This window comes from Thioalkalivibrio nitratireducens DSM 14787 (assembly GCF_000321415.2).
Taxonomy (GTDB): Bacteria; Pseudomonadota; Gammaproteobacteria; order Ectothiorhodospirales; family Ectothiorhodospiraceae; genus Thioalkalivibrio; species Thioalkalivibrio nitratireducens.
In genome coordinates, this window is the sequence record NC_019902.2 from 840,556 (window position 1) to 857,387 (window position 16,832).

Annotated in this window: 9 protein-coding genes and 1 pseudogene; 4 read left to right on the forward strand and 6 right to left on the reverse strand. The window is 61.6% G+C overall.

The genetic code is table 11. The features are described from left to right. Positions 1-130: 130 nt before the first annotated feature. Positions 131-724, forward strand: coding sequence for an alpha/beta fold hydrolase (locus tag TVNIR_RS04325; protein ID WP_169794286.1), 594 nt, complete (start codon positions 131-133; stop codon positions 722-724). 2,317 nt (positions 725-3,041) lie between these two features. Here TVNIR_RS04325 and TVNIR_RS04330 read toward each other — a convergent pair. After that, positions 3,042-4,167, reverse strand: a pseudogene (locus TVNIR_RS04330) (IS3 family transposase). A gap of 166 nt (positions 4,168-4,333) precedes the next feature. Next, the gene (locus TVNIR_RS04340; RefSeq protein WP_157092187.1) at positions 4,334-5,536 is read right to left on the reverse strand and encodes a helix-turn-helix transcriptional regulator; all 1,203 of its coding nucleotides are present in this window, start codon (positions 5,534-5,536) and stop codon (positions 4,334-4,336) included. 672 nt (positions 5,537-6,208) lie between these two features. On the opposite strand from TVNIR_RS04340, the gene TVNIR_RS19615 reads away from it, so the two are divergent. Next, positions 6,209-9,370: an ankyrin repeat domain-containing protein gene (locus TVNIR_RS19615; protein ID WP_335338130.1), complete on the forward strand. Its 3,162-nt coding sequence runs from the start codon at positions 6,209-6,211 to the stop codon at positions 9,368-9,370. A 1,646-nt stretch (positions 9,371-11,016) separates the two neighbouring features. Here the strand turns inward: TVNIR_RS19615 and TVNIR_RS04345 are convergent. Further along, a complete protein-coding gene (locus TVNIR_RS04345) occupies positions 11,017-11,664 on the reverse strand; it encodes an ABC transporter permease (RefSeq protein WP_237251739.1) in 648 nt (215 codons plus the stop codon). Positions 11,665-11,853: 189 nt separating this feature from the next. On the opposite strand from TVNIR_RS04345, the gene TVNIR_RS04350 reads away from it, so the two are divergent. Both TVNIR_RS04350 and TVNIR_RS04355 read left to right on the forward strand, forming a co-directional pair. Next, on the forward strand, positions 11,854-12,108 hold the full coding sequence (locus TVNIR_RS04350) for a type II toxin-antitoxin system Phd/YefM family antitoxin (protein WP_006747959.1): 255 nt from the start codon (positions 11,854-11,856) through the stop codon (positions 12,106-12,108). Next, positions 12,108-12,536, forward strand: coding sequence for a type II toxin-antitoxin system VapC family toxin (locus tag TVNIR_RS04355; protein WP_006747960.1), 429 nt, complete (start codon positions 12,108-12,110; stop codon positions 12,534-12,536). Before TVNIR_RS04350 ends, TVNIR_RS04355 begins: the two co-directional genes overlap by 1 nt. A gap of 318 nt (positions 12,537-12,854) precedes the next feature. Here TVNIR_RS04355 and selD read toward each other — a convergent pair whose 3' ends face one another. The 3 genes from selD to TVNIR_RS04370 are packed head-to-tail and all read right to left on the reverse strand — an operon-like array spanning position 12,855 to position 16,794. Beyond that, entirely contained in the window at positions 12,855-13,934 is a 1,080-nt protein-coding gene (gene selD, locus TVNIR_RS04360) for a selenide, water dikinase SelD (RefSeq protein WP_015257763.1), read from the reverse strand. Further along, positions 13,931-15,928 carry a PhnE/PtxC family ABC transporter permease gene (locus TVNIR_RS04365; protein ID WP_015257764.1) on the reverse strand — a complete coding sequence of 666 codons (1,998 nt, stop codon included), beginning with the start codon at positions 15,926-15,928 and terminating at the stop codon, positions 13,931-13,933. The genes selD and TVNIR_RS04365 overlap by 4 nt, the downstream gene beginning before the upstream one ends. Next, complete coding sequence (locus tag TVNIR_RS04370; protein ID WP_015257765.1) at positions 15,925-16,794, reverse strand: phosphonate ABC transporter ATP-binding protein; 870 nt, start codon at positions 16,792-16,794, stop codon at positions 15,925-15,927. The genes TVNIR_RS04365 and TVNIR_RS04370 overlap by 4 nt, the downstream gene beginning before the upstream one ends. Positions 16,795-16,832: the final 38 nt, after the last annotated feature.

Consider the following 16,832-nt stretch of genomic DNA (forward strand, 5'->3'; position numbering starts at 1 on the left):
GAAGCCTTGTTGACCCATCTCAACGTTCGGCTCATCTCCATCGAGCGCCCCGGGTATGGGGCGTCGGATCCCAAGAACTTCGAATCGGTGGCCGCTTGGGTAGAGGATCTCGAACACGCTGCGAAAGCGCTTGGATCGGTTCAGCCTCCTTGGGTTTTCTGGGGGTGGAGTCTTCGCACTCGCCGGAGCTGCCGCGCTACCGACTCATGTAGACAGGGTTGTGGTGGTCGGATGTCCGGCTCCGTTCACGGGGCCGGAATTTCTCGACGGCATGGCCGTGCAAAACCAGGAAATTTGGATGCTCGGGCGTGCAGGGTATGAGGTCTTGGCCGAAGCGCTTGCGCCAATAGCCGCGGACCCGAGCGCGCTCGCTGAACAACTCCTCGAGAGCTTGCCGACCGCGGATGTGGCCGTCTTCGCTGATCCAGCAGCCCGCACAGATTTCTCCAGCGCGCTCATTGAAGGATTGTGCCAGGGCGTTGGGGGCACCGCTCGAGACCTCGCCCTCATCGCCGCGCCTTGGGGATTCGACTTGTCTCAAGTTACGCAGCCAGTGGACATCTGGCACGGAGATGCAGATCGCAACGTCCCCGTGAACCACGGTGTGCGGCTGTCCGAAGCGTTGCCGAGAGCTCGAGCCCACGTTTGGTCGGGGCGAGGCCATTACGAGGTTTATGCGTCCACATCCTTCGAGCAAGTCTTTGGCTCGCTCAACACGATTTGACCCCGCTTCGGGTTGAAGCGATGCGATCACGTCTTGCGCGTGGTGGTTGATCTGTTTCGGGAAAGGATGCTGCTCCGCCCCAGTTTTTTCCGATTGCTGAATTCAGATACCCCCGTTTGGGGGTTTCGCCCATTTTGGACCTCGCTTTACATAGAGTCATCGCAGCGACTCAATCCGGTCACAACGATACCGGGGTTCTGATGTGGCAGGGCTATCCTGGGATCTCTCAGTGGGTAGCAGTACGGATACGTGCATTCGGATTTGATTAACCTGAATATGAAGACGCCACAATAGGGCAGTTGAGGTCCTGTTGCTGGGCCAACCGATTGAAAAAATCGAAATGAGGTCAGTGGAAATATGATAAATAAGACGACCCGACGACGAGTCCCTGCCGCAACCGCGTTAGCGGGTCTATTGCTGATGACAGCAGTCGCTGCTGCTGAACACCAACCCGTCGGTGCCCTAGAGTTCGAGGAACGCGTTCTGGGTGGCGATGCCACCGCCCACTGGCAGCAAGCCGCAGACTTGCGTCTCGCTAATCCAACGTGTTTGAGGGGCTACTAAACCGGCTATTGGTAAACCCACTTTGCAATGCCTTTCGCCTACGTATCTGAGAGCGGGGAGTGGCAGTTCCGACAGCCGAATAAGTAGCGCCACCGATCTATGGACTCAACCGCGCTGGGGCTCTCCGAAGAAGTAAACAGTACTAAGGCGGCTTTCGAAAGTCACTACGTTCCCTACGCCACCGCATCCCGCTGTTAGTGGAACGCCATTTAGCTTAGCAACTGTCGCGTTACGAGGAGGCCAGAGAAGAAAAATGAGACAGAGAACGAATAGAACCAGAGGACTTGGACTCCTGGGAATTGGCGTTGCGTTTTTCATCACTTTGATGTCTAGATCCGCGGCCGCCGGCGGTGTTTTCATCTGGTGCGAGTCCGGCAGCGCGACTCAGTCGGTGGTCTATTTTACCGGAGTGTACGAAGGTCGTAGTCTTATCGATGTTCCCAATATACCGACAAGCTTTGAGCAGTGGCTCTTAGAGGTATACGGATTCGAACGACCGGTCTTGAGTTATTGTTCGTGGGAGTCGACACGTTTTGATGCGGAAATGCAACTCAACGCGCGGTCTAGAGAACAGCGTCAACGAGGACTAAGGGTGGATTTGACGAACTGGGCACCAAGACGTTGACGGCGGGTGTTTTTGGTGGTGCATGGAATTGAGGGAAGAGTGTGTGGTAAAGCCGAGCGCGGATATCTGCGGTGTGCGCTGGGCTTCCGGCGCAGCGTGATCGAGGCACTTATCGCGCGCAGGAAGGTAGACGGACTGATGGGCCGCAACCGGGTAAAGGGCACGGCAGGGGACGCGATGCATGGGATTCTGTGCGCGGCCGGTCAGAACCTGCGCCTGCTGCTGCGAGCGATCGCAGCTTTTTTGCGCCTCGATATACCGACGCCCCTTCCGTGGTTCCGATCGCTCTATTGGTCCCTTCTAAACCTGCGGCCCGGCGGAAGCCCTGAGCGATTACGGCATGCAATCTGAACTGCTTTCTTCTCAGGAGACGATATCCGTCAAGACCGACCACTTCACCTGCCGCGTGTGTTGGACAAGGTGAGCACGGACCGTTCACGAACCGTGCTCACCTTGTTGGGGGTTTTGCTCCTAGATTTTCGCGAATGTATACATAGTTATTTCACACCTATTGTATCGCTTGACCTCTGCCGCGGCTCGCACTGCCGCTTCCGCTACCTGTTGCCCTGTTGATTCCATCGCCAAGCGCCTCCAATCCGCAGTTAACACAGTCTCGAACTGTCCGGCCGACCTCACCGGCACGGCCGTATGGACTGCTACCAGTCCAGACATCCCTCGCTCCTTGGTTGACGCGATTTTGGATCTGATAACCAGCGTTATCCACGGTGCATCCCATAGTTCCCGCAGGACACCTTTGTTGTGCAAGAGCAGGGGCTGCAGTTAGTGACAGCATCGCAACAACAGTTAATGATCGAATCATGTGGCGCTCTCCTTTACAACACCGGGTTCACAAATAGCCCCAGCACAATTCAAGAATGAAGAACGGTCTGTTTCTTCCAACTTGCCTGTGTGGGAGGCTCGGCGCAGCAGCGCAACAAGTCACGTGCCGCCCTGATCATGTTTTGGCACTGTTCTCGGGCTGGTACAACCCCCAAACGGGGGCTCCTTCGACCAGCCCATGACCATTGGGGCACAAGTGGCTCTCGGCCCTCGTGGAAAAAAGAGATGGTCGGGTTGGGCTGGACAACCGATCGGGAAAGATAAGTGAGGGTCATCGGTCATCGGATATCAGGCTGCTTCCCTCAGCCCATTGGTCTGGAAGTAAACCTCATCCGGGGTCCTGCGGTCGAGTCCCTGATGGGTCCGGCGTTGGTTGTAGAAGTGGAAGTACCGGTCCAGCCCCTGCCGGGCCTCAGCCGGGTTGGCGTAGGCATGCAGGTATACCTCCTCATACTTGACCGAGCGCCACAGCCGCTCATTGAAGACGTTGTCCATCCAGCGGCCTTTTCCGTCCATGCTGATGGTTACGCCCGCGTCCCGGAGCATGCCGGTGAAGGCTTCACTGGTGAACTGGCTGCCCTGATCGGTGTTGAAGATCTCGGGGGTGCCGTGACGCCACAGGGCCTCCTCCAGGGCCTCGAACAGAAGTCCGCGGTCAAGGTGTTCGACAGGCGCCAGGCCAGCACCTTGCGCGAATGCCAGTCCATGATCGCTACCAGGTACAGGAAGCCCCGGGCCATCGGCAAATAGGTCACGTCGGCGGCCCAGACCTGGTGGGACCGGTCGATGCGAAGGCCTCGCAGCCGGTACGGGTAGATCCGGTGACTCTGGTCCGGGATCGTGGTTCTGGGGCGGCGGTACAGCGCATGCAGCCCCATGCGCCGCATCAGCCGGCGTACCCGATCCCGGCCCACGGAATGCCCGTCCCGCTGCAACTGGTCGCACAGGCTGCGCGAGCCCATCCAGGGATGCTCGAGGTGCAGCTCATCGAGCCGGCGCATCAGCGCGAGGTCCTCCGCCGGTGCCGGCACCGGCCGATAGTAGACGCTCGACCGCGACAGCCCCAGCAGCGCGCACTGGCGCGTGATGCTGAGCCGGTGTTCCGGCTCGATCATCGCCTTGCGCCCGGCCACCGAGCCTTGCCGGACGCCCGCTCCAAAAAATCCACTTCCAGGGTCAACTGCCCGATCTTCGCGTGGAGCTCCTTGAGGGTCTTTTCGGCTGCGGCATCACCGGCCCCGCGGTCGAAGGCCGCAGCCATGTTCTCCGTCGCCTGCTGGCGCCACTGGGTGATCTGGTTGGGGTGCACGTCGAACTGCTCGGCGAGCTCGGTCAGGGTCTTGTCACCACGCAGGGCGGCCAAGGGGACCTTGGCCTTGAACTGCGGGGAATGGTTGCATCGGGGTCGTCTCATGGTCTTCTCCAGGCGCGGCTGCGCCAAAGATACCGACGGCCCCATCACTTATCGACCTGTCCAAAAAACCCAGACCGGCTCTCCTGCCTCTGGTTAGGTGCGCTACAACCGGGGGCCGAACCTGCCGGAGGAGACCGCCCCAACCGATCTTCCTGGGACGCCTCAATCACACCCTCTGTGGCGAACCACCATCCTTCTCTTGCGAGCGGCCACCACCCGTAAACGCACCGATGCCGAGCGAACCCAACAGCCCAACAAGTTCGGCCTGCCGCCGCGTGCTGGTCTTGTGCAGCACACGCTTGAGATAGCCGCGAGCTGTCTCGTTGGTGATACCCAGAGCCTGAGCAGCCTCGGCGACGGTGCGTCCGTGGGTGATCTGCAAGGCTAGGTCCGCCTCGCGGGCCGTGAGCCCGAACAGTTCGTGCAGCATCGCCGAATCAACAGTCACGTCGCGCTGGGCGGGCTGAAGAGTGATGGCGAGTCGCGGTGCACGAAGATCCGGAAACAGGGTTGCGGGAGAGGGCAGGGGGTGCACCGTGGCTCGGCATGACGGTCTCGTCGCGATGGCACCCGGCGTGTCTGTTTCTGGGCGGCGCAGCGCGAAATGTGGCTGGATATTCGCGAAAGGATCTTCGGCAGCACGTGCCGCCTGAGCGAGCCAGTTGCGCCAAGAAGCCAACTGTTGGCGAACCCTTGGCTGTAGGCAGCCGTCGTTCTCCATGAGTGGAACCTCCCGTGTGTTCAGGCACTTCGCGGCCGCCCGGTTGCGCCAAACGATCCGCCCGTCCGGAGCACACAGGAAGACCGGATCCGACTTCGTCTCCAATAGGCCCAGTGCTGTGGTGGCGACCCCATGTTGCTGCAACACGGCGCGGTACAGCATCAGGCCGCGACGCATGTGTGGCAGTAGAAGCTTGGCCGCCCGAAGCTGTTCCGGTGACGCCGGACCATCACTCGGGTGCCGCTGAATGCTGCAATGGCAGGTTAAGTCGACCTCGTCCAGCAGTTGCAGGCTCAGGTAGTAGCGGAAGCGGTAACCCGCCAACCACTCGAAATACTCGCTTTTCCAAAGGCGCCGTTCGGTCATGTGCTGCGCGTCGTGGTTGATGTGCATCTCAGGATGTTTGATCGCATACACCACGCGGGGATCACGACGGATAAACTCCGCATCGTATTCACGCAGCATTGGCTCGGGGATGTCGAGGACTTCGCAAAAAGCAATCTCCCTCGACGGCTTGTGGATCCCCAGATAGGCGCCCGCCGAGCTGCCGGTCAACTCCAGCACGGGTCGCAAGACACGCTGCCAGTCGCCGACGACGGAGGCCTGATAGATGTCGTCGATCACCGTGTTGAGAGCGTTCTGGCGCAACACGAGTCTTCCTCCCGTCGTGCATGTCACCACCAAAAAAGCCATGCCGATTGCTGGGTAGCGCGACTCGCAGATCGCTGAAGATCCTTTCGGTCGTGTGCCCCGCTGTTGGCTTAAATATAGCAGAAGTTCCCCACCGGCGATACCGGCGAAGTGGTGTGCAACGCGGCGTCCCGCATCGGACGCGCATGCCTATGCCTTTCGAAGGGACAGCGAAAAGGATTTCGCCCGTGTGCCCACTGGTCCGAAGGACGCCCTGGGCCTGGGCGCCAGTGCGACGAGCGTCCTCGCCCTCTGGATCCCGATACCCCCATTTGGGGGTTTCGCCCTTTTTGGCTCTCGTTCTACATAAAGGCTTGGAGCCACGTAAACGGATTACCGCGAATCTTGGACGAGGATGGGTTACGGCGGCCCCGCGTACGATGAGAAGTGTTCCTAGTGAAAAGGTCGGGAATTGGTGCTATGGAAGATGCATTCATCTTTTGTGGCGGGAGGGGGGCGATGCAGAACACGACAGGTGTAGAGGGAAACAAGAACGACCGTCCTGAGCCAATGCGGGTGCGATCTCGCTGCAACCATCTAACGCCGCCTAGGCCTGTGCTGTTACACAGATTGGCTACGGTCGTTCTGGCGTTTTTGGTGGGGTCATACTCTTTCGGATGCGCGCAGCTAATGGTGGCCTCCGGCTTTTCTGAAGATACCCTTCGGTTATCCCTAGCAAGTGGGTTGGATCCGAACTCTAACACGTCGTCGGGCAATTCTCTTCTCAACGTAGGGATTGAACGGCAAAGCGTAGCGGTAGTCCGACTGCTCTTGGACAAAGGGGCCGACCCTAACCTCCGAGATCAAAGTGGTGCGCTCCCGCTGTACAATGCGAGCGCCACACTAAATCCCGACATATTAGAGGTCTTGTTCGAACACGGCGCTCGACTCGATGCGTTCGAGGAAGAAGAATTCCACACATTCTTATGCAGGGTCTTTGGGGAGCCAAACGAAGTTCGCTGGGATATCAGTGACTTTCAAGACATGTATCTGCCGCTCGACCTAGAATGCAGTGGACTACCCCTGATCTTGGCGGCAGTCGTCAGCAACAATGATCCGCAGGTCTTAATTCAGTCTGGATTCGACGTAAACCGCTCGGCTGCCAATGGCAGGACTCCCCTAGAGGTTTCTGTAGTTAACCACCTAGATGCGGAGGATACCCTTTTAGTTCTGGGGGCAGATCCAAGAAAGGTATCAAGCACTGGCGTCCCGATTGCTAAACTCGCGTTGAACGAAGGGACTTCGGAGTCTGTTAGAGCCCTGCGAGCGAGTATTGCTGGTCAAGGGATTAATTCAAAAGACTACGTTGAAGCATTTTGTCATCGCCTCGTGACGGGCGTTCCCAACGGTGAACTTCTTTCCGAGTTCGCCAAAGCCGCCAAAAATCTCCCTCGGAACTGCCCAGGTACGACGAACACGATTCTGGAGGTCGCAGCTAAGGCGCGCTCAGCAGAGGCATTGAACATCGTCCAGCAATATCGGCCGAACGATAAACTGGAACGTTGGGACGCGATTGAATGGCTGGCGGAAAGCGAAGACCCGACCGCACACGCACTGCTGGGTCGCACCTTGACTCCTCGTGCGCAACGGTTGATGCTCTGCGAGGCATCCAGTCTTTCTTCTAGAGCCGTTGCTTGGTTGGCACTGCGGACCGGTTCTAGGCCGCCACTATCATGCGAGGATGGACGATCGGTGCTGTCACTTCTGGTTCATGACGAAGAGAGCGTGGCCGATGTTCTGCGACGCGGCGCCAACCCCAATGGCTCGGCACGTGATCCGGTATCTCCATTGGAAAACGCTGTAGCGAATTCCAACGGGGCAGTCGTAGTCCTTCTCTTAGACAACGGTGCGAAAGGCCCTGTCTCCCGCAAGACGTTGGAAAGCGCCACCCGAATGGATTCTTCGGTTCAACGCAGGCTATGGAGCATTTCACCCGAAGCCGAGCAGCTTGCCGTTCTCTGCAAACGGGTAGGCGAGCCATTCTCAGAGAGCCACCAAGCCATGTACGCCAATCCGTCTATCTTCTCTCGGCCATGCGCCGATGGGAAGACCCCCTTGGAATTGGCGATTCATAACTCTCATCCTTTGGACCGACTGGCAGCCCGGGAACCACAGCAATGGCCCACCGATATGTTTCAGCGCAACGAGGAATTGGGCCAGCGCTTGATTCTCACGGCAGCTCGAAAGGGAAACTTGGATTTGGTCGCCGAATTAGCGGCAATGGGGGCTCGCCTAACGAGGCTAAACTATGACGAGTTTGCGACCGCGTTTCCGAAGAAGTTGACAGACGACCAGTATTCAATGCTACGGAAAGCAGGGTTGAGTGAATCTATCCCATACATACATAAGGTGTCGTCGGAATGTAACGAACGCGATGAAAAATCCCTTACGCTTCTCTGGAATGACTTCCAGCGTGATACCGATGTTCGCGACCTAGTTAATGCGAAGCTTGCGGCCTATGATCACTGCGTTCAATCGTTATACACTAGGGCGGTTGCGAGCCCACATTACCCCTATTCGCGCAGCACGTCGCGCCCCTATTTGTCCAAGGAATCCCTTCTGCCTGCGAAGTATCTTACTGTGCGCGCGATGACGAAGCTGGCTCCTGCGTCGGTTTTGGATCAAGATATTTCGGGTGCTGTGTCTCTCATTCAACAGGCGAGCAAGTCGATTGAGGAAAGTGTGGCGCAGTACCAGAAAGCCGACCGAGCGTGGATTAGTGAGCAGATTGCGAAGGCGGAAGAGGAACGCAGGAGAGCGGAGAGATCTGCGTTAATCGGAACTGTACTGATGGGAGCCGTGGCGGCATACGGGGTGCGGGAAGTCAATCGATTTGACCCCGTGCAGGGGCGGCAGTTATTCACCCAATGGTCGTCAGAAATCTTAACTTCGCATATTAGTCGAATTGATGATGTGCAGAAAGAGCATTCGTCCCAAGTTGCGAGGCTGAACTCGCTTACTCAAGGGAAGAAGGGTGTGGACGGAAGATTTGACGACGACGGCGTCAGGATTATCGTGCCGCGCATCGGATCATGGCATCCTTTTGGTTCGTTGGAGTCGCAAAATTCCTTGCAGCATTTTAGTCATTTATTTCGAATTACTTCTCAGTATAAGGATGGTACAGAAGGGTTTTGCACGGCCGCTGCAATTCGCGACGGACGGATTCTCACCGCACAACACTGTCTTCATGACCGAGAGAAAGGTTGGGCTCAGTCGATTCGGCTGTCGTGGGAATACCTCGGTATCGAGGGAATTGTTTCGCCCGACGGAAGGTCTTATACGGCTGTCTATGGGCGTGAATCGGAAATCATAACAGGATCCTTTGAGGTTGAGACCGCTCAGAACATGTGGACAGCGGATTGGGGAAATGACTGGGCGATCTTGACGTATAAAGGTAGCGATATCCCGTGGAGAATCAAATACGGGCTGACCTTCGCTTCGGAAGGCGCCCTTCGGGATCTGGGACGTGCAGACGGTAGTGTGAGGGTAGTGCGGGCTGGCTATGCCGCCCATGTGAATGAAGGCAGTTTTATTACAATGGATTGGGGATGCCGTGGGACCGTCACCGGATCAATTGTGTACACAAGGTGTCGGGGTTGGAAGGGTGATTCGGGATCTCCGGTGGTAATTGCTAGTGGTCCAGAGAAAGGCAACATCGCCGGTGTCCATGCGTTCGGTAGGGGCGAGGCCGGGGCAAGATTTACCAACGAGGGCGGCGGACCGTCGGCAAGACACATTCAGCGAGAACTTGACTCCGGGAAGACTCGTAAATTTAGCATAGCCTCGCGGTAGGGGCGATTTACGCAATAGGGCGTGATCCAGGAACGTTGGCTTGGGGAGTAAGATTGTGTGTCTGTTGACCGGGTCGCGAAGGGGCCGGATCAGGGCGAAAGAGCGGGGCGTCCGGGGTAGTATGTGGGCGTATACTGGCGGCGGACAGGGATGGCGGAACGGTTGTGTCTTTTGTGAAGTTCGGCGTTCTGGCGCCTTAGGGGGTACAGGATTCCGGTTCCGCGGCGCGTAGTGGAAGCATCGCACGTTGCAGGAGGATTAAGGGTGCATGATTGTTTTAGATCGGGAGCAGGTGTGGATGTCCTGTCGGATCGCACGCTACTGAGTGTGGGGAAAGTGATTTGGTGCTGAGGCATTGAGCGCCACGAGGCGCTTTCTGACCGTGCGACGGTGCGAGACCGTCGCGACTCGGCTGTCGCAACAGCCGAGGACAAGCTGAGGGCAGCCCGAACTGGGGAACGCCAGTAAGGGTGGCAAGCAGCCCTGACAAAGCCGGGACGCGGCAGCATCGTCAGATGCCGTGGGTCCGGCGAGCAAACGAGGAAGGTGTAACGAAAGTGAACCCGTGGCGTAAAACCTCTCAAGAGAGAACCAACAGCTCCAACCTGACGGATATGGGCTGGGTTGCAGCGCGCAGCCACGACTGTGTCGTGGTGAACTCCCTCGTCGGTCAAGATGTCGCCGGCCGGGAGGCTGCCGTGAAAGCCTGCGGCGTAGCGGCAGCGAAGCTGCGGGGGTATAGCGGGGCACCTCACCTTGTGAACGGCGGAAAGTGAACGTGGGAACCCTACAGGCAGTCCAGACCGTCGTCCGCGACGAAGGGGAAGCGCGTTGCCCGCTGACGCTGTCTGTAGGGGGCGGAGGGGCCGTAGTAGTCCGAGCGCGGGAAAGCCGCGTACATGGCGAAGGGCTCCAGTGTGTTCGCAGCGATTTGACATCGCAAGGAGACCGCTGGTGAATACCGGCGCACCAGACCTTGAGTGGGAAACCGCACGGGAACGGGTACTTGCGATGCAGACCAAGCTGCACCGATGGGCAACGGCCGACCCTGGCCGCTGCGTACCGCGGGGCCAGGATACTTACACCCTGGGCGCTGTCGGCATGAACACATGGAGAGCCGGATGCGGTGAGAGTCGCAGGTCCGGTTCGGAAGGCGGGCCGCGGAAACCCAGCCGGCGAAAGCCGGCCAGGGCGTTGCGGCCCGAGCCTTACACCCGGTGAATCGCGAACGGAGGGTACGGGGTGTTCTGAATGACCTCAATTATATTGGAACCGGTCGTTCGCGCCGAAACGGTCTGGTGACGGGTTAGGGCCGACTACTGCCACTACCGGCCATGGAGATCCCAAGCCGACCAGAAGCGGGCGGTCACTGGGGACGGGCGAGGCACTACCGTCGGGACACGCTGGACCGTCCGGCTTCGCTCGACGTCCAGCGCCTTCCGTACGCCGGCATTCCGGGGATCTGCCGCTCTCTCGAGTTCGAGTGTCCGATCCGGGAACTCGAAGGGTCGTTGCGGCGTATTCTGCGCGCAACTGCATCGGATCCGTTGGCGGCTGGACACGGGGCGGGGGAGCTGGGCTCCCTGTCTGGTGGGTCCGCGGTTGGCAACTGCAGGCAGGGGTGACAGGGCCAACCACCCGTGATGTCATTCCCGATTCGCGGGGGTAATGTTCACTAGATCTTCGGAACGAGTCCATCGGCCAACGCCGTGCGGTACGCCCGAAGGGCCGGGATCAGGCTCACTGCGAAGGCCGCGGCCAGGAACCAGCGACAGCAGCAGAGTTTCGTGGGTGCCCGGTGGGGCGATCGCTAGGTGAATGCCGTAGTGCGCCTGCACGATCGGCTGCGCCACGTACAGCGAGAGGTACAGCAGCGCCATCCCCATGGCGATCCCGGCGACCGCCAGGAATAGGGTTTCGCATGCGAGCAGCAGGGAGATCTGGCGCGGGCGGGCCCCCACGGAGCGCAGGATCGCCATTTCCCGCCGCCGCTCGTTCAGGCCGGCGAGCATCACCGCCAGCATGCCGATCAGGCCCACGATGACCACGAATGTGGAGACCAGCAGCAGCGCATGCTCGGCAACACCCATCAGGGACCAGAGTTCGTGCAGTGCGACGCCAGGCAGGATGGGCAGCAGCGGTTCCGCCCGGAAGTTGTTGACGTAGCTCTGCACCTGGAAGGTGGCTGCACGGGAATCGAGCCTGACCAGCACGGCGGTGATCGAATCCGGGGTCAGGCCCATAGGCAGGAATGTACATAGTAGTGTGCATTGCAGCGCTTCGGGCAGCTGCACATTGACGTCCAGAGTCCGTTGATGTTCTTGCCATGGGCTTCATGGATGAGATCGCCACTCAGGAAGAAGCAATCTCGGCAGGGCCCGCTTCGAGGAGACGCCACGCAACGGTTCGAGCGTCTGCGAACCCCGGCTTGTGCGGCACGGTCATGGGTAGTAACGTAGTGACATTAAAACCGGGGGTTGCGGATGATCGTCACGACATTCTCCAGCCGCGAGTTCAATCAGCGCGCGAGCGAGGCCAAGCGGGCTGCCAGCCAGGGTCCAGTGTTCATCACCGACCGCGGCCGTCCCGCGCATGTCCTGCTGACCATTGAAGAATACCGGCGTTTGACGGCCGGACAGCGCAAGATTGCCGACCTGCTGGCCATGCCGGGTGCCGATGAGGTGGATCTGGAACTACGCGAGGCGCGCGATGTGGCACGAGCCGCCGATCTGTCCTGATGTTCCTCCTCGACACCAACGTTGTCTCGGAGCTGCGCAAGGTTCGTGCGGGAAAGGCCGATTCCTGCGTCGCTGCATGGGCCGACAACGTGGACGCTGCCGACCTGTATCTGTCCGCGATCACGATTCAGGAGATCGAGGTTGGCATCCTGCTTGCCGAACGTCGGGACGCGGCGCAAGGTGCTGTGCTGCGCGCCTGGTTCAGCGGACACGTACTGCCAGCATTCGACGGCCGGGTTCTCCCGGTCGATATCACGGTGGCTTTGCGCAGCGCCGGCCTTCATGTGCCGGACCCACACCCGATACGCGATGGCCTGATCGCTGCGACCGCGCTCGTGCACGGCATGCAGGTGGTGACCCGCAACACGGCTGACTTCGAGCCGATGGGTGTCCGCATGCTGAACCCATGGCACTGGCGAGGGCCTTGAGAACGGCTCCAACGTGCCGCGTCCGACTTCGGATCGAGGTTCCGATGCGGAAGCAGCAGGGGTGCTCATGTTGGACGGGCACTTCTCGGTGAACGCGGCGAACGGCTCGACGGGGACCGGAACCCCCGGTGGGCAACACGATCGGCTCAAGCCTCCGTCGCTTTGCAGAACAGTAGGGGATGCCGCGAAACAGTTCCAGCATTCGCGTGCAGGGTTCTTACCATCCGCATTGCCGTTGCCCTGTGCCGCGCCAGCCTCGATGTACCCGACCGACGTCCGGTACGCGATGGCCTGGTTGCTGCCACCCGTCGTGCGGAATCACTCCGGAGCACCACGGCCCAATCGCAATGCCACCCGGGGCGCACCCGCCACCAGTTCGCCGATCACCGCCGCGTCGGTGAATCCCTCTTCACGGAAAATCGACAGGACCCGGGCGGTGTCCTCGGGAGCACAGGCCACGAGTAGGCCACCGCTGGTCTGGGGGTCGCAGGCGATCCGCCCGGCCCAGTCGGGCAGTGCCGGGTCGAGATTGACCTCGTGTCCGTAGCTTTGCCAGTTGCGCCCGATCGCACCGGGGCCCACGCCCTGCTGGAGCAGCGTCACGGCGTCGTGCAGTAATGGCAGGCGGAGGAAGTCGACGCGCGCGCCCAAGCCGGAACCCCGGCACATTTCCAGCAGATGGCCCAGCAGGCCGAAGCCGGTGACGTCGGTCAGCGCGTGCACGCCGGGCATGCCGGCGAAGGCGACCCCCGGGCGGTTGAGACGGGTGGTCGTCTCGATCAGGGCTTCGTAGCCGTCGGCGTCGAGCTTGCCCTCCTTGACCCCGCTGCCGAGCACACCTACCCCGAGGGCCTTGCCCAGCACGAGCCGGTCGCCGGGCTGGCCGCGGTCGTTGCGCTTCAGCCTATCCGGATGTACCAGCCCGACTGCGGCCAGGCCGTAGATGGGTTCGACCGAGTCGATCGAGTGGCCGCCGGCAAGCGGAATTTCGGCCTCGCGACAGGCGTCTGCACCGCCTTCCATGACCCGGCGAATCATGGCGAGCGGAAGCTTGTCCACGGGCATGCCGACGATCGCCAGCGCCAGTGTGGGCGTCGCGCCCATCGCGTAGATGTCGGACAGGGCGTTGGTCGCGGCGATGCGTCCGAAGTCGTACGGATCATCGACGATCGGCATGAAGAAGTCAGTGGTTGCGACCAGCGCCTGTTCGTCGTTGATTCGGAATACGGCGGCGTCGTCCGCGCTGGCACTGCCCTGGATCAGGTCTGCGTGCGGGAACCCCATCACGATGCCAGACAGTGCTTCCTGCAGCAAATTCGGTGCGATCTTGCAGCCGCAGCCGCCTCCGTGGGAAAGGGAGGTCAGCCGGGTGGAATGGGTGATCTCGTCAGTCGTCATGCATCGATACCTCGTACATTTTCAGAGCTTCTCTTGCGAGTGGGAGAGGGGAGAAAGTCCGCAGGGGCGTCGCTCACCGGTTCACCCGCGAGAGCTGCAGCCAGCGGGAGATCCGGTCGATCAGGATGGTCAGCGCGATGATCATCAGCAGGTAGGTGCTGGCCTTCTCGAAGCGGAACCATTCGAAGTTGAAACTGAAGTAGAAGCCCAGCCCGCCGACGCCGACGAGCCCGAGCACGACCGCGGTGCGCACGTTGCTCTCGAACTGGAAGAAGCTGTAGGTCATCCACTCGCGCCAGGCAAGTCGGGGCGGCGACCATGCCGAAGCAGGTGACGCGTGAACCCGCGAAGCCCTGCTCGAAGCGGCGGTAGGGGATGTTGTCGACGCTCTCGCTGAACACGCGCACCAGCACGCCCATCGTGTGGATCGCGATCGCGATCGTCCCGGCGACCAGCCCGGGGCCGAAGAAGGCGATGAACAGGAAGGCCCACATCACTTCGGGCACGCCGCGGGAGATCAGCCCCGTGGCGCGAGCGAGCACGAGCTGGACGAAGCGGATCGCACGCACCAGCGGGTGCGTGGTCTCCCCGGTGAACTGCGCGGGTTCGAGCTGGAAGGCGAGCGTGTGAGGGTAGGTCAGCGCGATCGCGCCCAGCACGCCGAGCAGCGTGCCGACGATCGCGATCGCAAGCGGCACGGTCGACGACTTGATCACCCGCCAGACGAACCACTGGTCGAGCTGCTGTTCCCATGCAACCCAGGCGGCGGGCCGGTAGAACTGCCAGGGCGGGTACTCGCTGAACAGCGACACCGTCTGTCCGGCGGCTTCCCTGGCCTCGACCTTGACCGGGTCGCCGAGGCCCAGCGCCGGCAGGTCGAGGTCCGGGCGCAGCAGGCGCTCGAAGAACGAGAGCTTGCTCCAGGCTTCGCCGGACAGGATCTCGCCGGCGGGCTCCAGGAAGTTCTTCGCGGTGCCGTTCGGGCCCGCGGTGTTGCCCCAGCCCATGAACCAGACCGACCACACCACGATCAGCGCGGCGAAGCCGGTGCCGATCCAGGCCCGCGAGAGATCGGCGAACACCGAGCGCGCCTTGATCGCGCGCGGGTGGTTCGGGTCGCTGCGCAGCTGCCGGCGGATGTAGTTGCTCGCGAGGTCGGCGGTCAGCGTCAGCGCCAGCGTGAACAGGATCAGGGTGCTGACCTTGTCCCAGGCGCCGAAGCGGATCTGGTACCAGATCTCCGCACCGAGCCCGCCGCCGCCGACGGCGCCGATCACCGCGGCGTTGCGGATCGCGCATTCGGCGCGCATCAGCGTGAAGCTCTGCACCGCCCGCGAGGCCAGCGGCTGGATGCCGTAGAAGAACACCTTGATGCGACCGGCGCCGCTGGCGCGCACCTGCTCGTACTGGCGTTCGTCGACACTGTCCCAGAGCTCGCTGTAGACCTTGGCGAGGATGCCTGAGATGTTCAGCGCGAGTGCCAGCGCCCCGGTCAGCGGGCCGAGCCCGATCAGCGCGACCAGGATGATCGCCCAGACGAAGTCCGGAACCGCGCGCAGCACGTCCTGCACCAGGCGGGCGAGCGAACACAATGCCGCCGACGGGCTGCGCAGCGCGAAGTTCCGGCGCCATCCGGTCGCACGTTCCTCGCCCACCGCGACCGCCCGCGACGACGCCATCGCGAGCAGGAAGCCGAAGACCACTGCGAGCGCGGTGCCGAGCACCGCCGCGGACAGCGTTTCCAGCGTGAGTCCCCAGCTGCGTGCGAGGAACTCGTGGCTGAAGTCCGGCGAGCCGAACGCGGCGAGCCACGCGCCCATCCGCCCGAGCGCCCGGGCCCGTTCCTCCGGGTCGATCAGCGCGGTGAAATCCCATTCGGCCGCGGTGAACGAGGCCAGTACCAGCAGTGCGATCACCACCAGGCCGACGAAGTGGCCCCAGGGCCGGCGCCGGGCGTAACGTCCTGCACCCGGCAACTCGAGCACGCTGCTCATCCGGGCGGCTCCCCCGACTGCACGGGAACGGGTCGGTCGTGCACGACCTGGTCCAGGCTCAGCGCCCGGTATTCGGCCCCGTAGAGCTCGCGCAGCAGGTCGCGGCTGATCGCATCGGGCGTTCCTTGCCAGAACAGGCGTCCGTCGCGCAGGGCGATCACCCGGTCGAAATGCTCGTGCAGCAGCTCCAGCGTGTGCAGGTTCACCAGCAGGGTCGCGCCGAGTTCGCTGGCAACGCCGGCGAGCAGGCCGATGATCTCGCGTCCGAGGCGGATGTCGAGCTGGCTGACCGGCTCGTCGGCCAGCATCACCCGCGGCCGCTGCACGATCAACCGCGCGATCGCCACGCGCTGCTGCTGGCCACCCGATAGCTCGCCGGGCATCGACCAGAGCTTGCCGGGAAGCTCCACCGCCTGCAGCGCCGCACGCGCGGCGGGCAGCTGCTGCGGCCAGAACAGCGACAGCAGCGTCCGGGCCAGCCCCCAGTGCCCGATTCGCCCCATCAGCACGTTGTGTACCACGCGCAGGTGCGGGATCAGGTTGTCGTTCTGATAGAGCACACCGATGTCCCGGCGCAGGCGGCGCAGCGCGCGCCCGCGCAGCCGACGCGTGTCGTGTCCCAGCGCGAGCACCCGGCCCGTGCTGGGCTTCAGCACCGCCGAAAGCAGGCGGAACAGCGTGGTCTTGCCGGCCCCGGATGGGCCGATGATCGCGACCCGCTCGCCCTGCGCGATCCGCAGGTCGATGTCCGCGAGTACCGGCTGGCCGCCGAAGGTGCGCGCGACCCCGTCGAGCCGGAAGACGTCGATTCGGCCGACCGGTTCGGGCGCGGTGCGGTTTTCGGAAAGGCTGTCCACGTTCTGCATCGCCTGTACCTGTCGGACCGGCCACCGCAGCTTCCGGT

Bases quoted from the DNA above. Each gene is read 5' to 3' on its own strand.
- TVNIR_RS19615 (WP_335338130.1), top strand. From the start codon at position 6,209: ATGGTGGCCTCCGGCTTTTCTGAAGATACCCTTCGGTTATCCCTAGCA.
- TVNIR_RS04350 (WP_006747959.1), top strand. From the start codon at position 11,854: ATGATCGTCACGACATTCTCCAGCCGCGAGTTCAATCAGCGCGCGAGC.
- TVNIR_RS04355 (WP_006747960.1), top strand. From the start codon at position 12,108: ATGTTCCTCCTCGACACCAACGTTGTCTCGGAGCTGCGCAAGGTTCGT.
- selD (WP_015257763.1), bottom strand. From the start codon at position 13,934: ATGACGACTGACGAGATCACCCATTCCACCCGGCTGACCTCCCTTTCC.
- TVNIR_RS04365 (WP_015257764.1), bottom strand. From the start codon at position 15,928: ATGAGCAGCGTGCTCGAGTTGCCGGGTGCAGGACGTTACGCCCGGCGC.
- TVNIR_RS04370 (WP_015257765.1), bottom strand. From the start codon at position 16,794: ATGCAGAACGTGGACAGCCTTTCCGAAAACCGCACCGCGCCCGAACCG.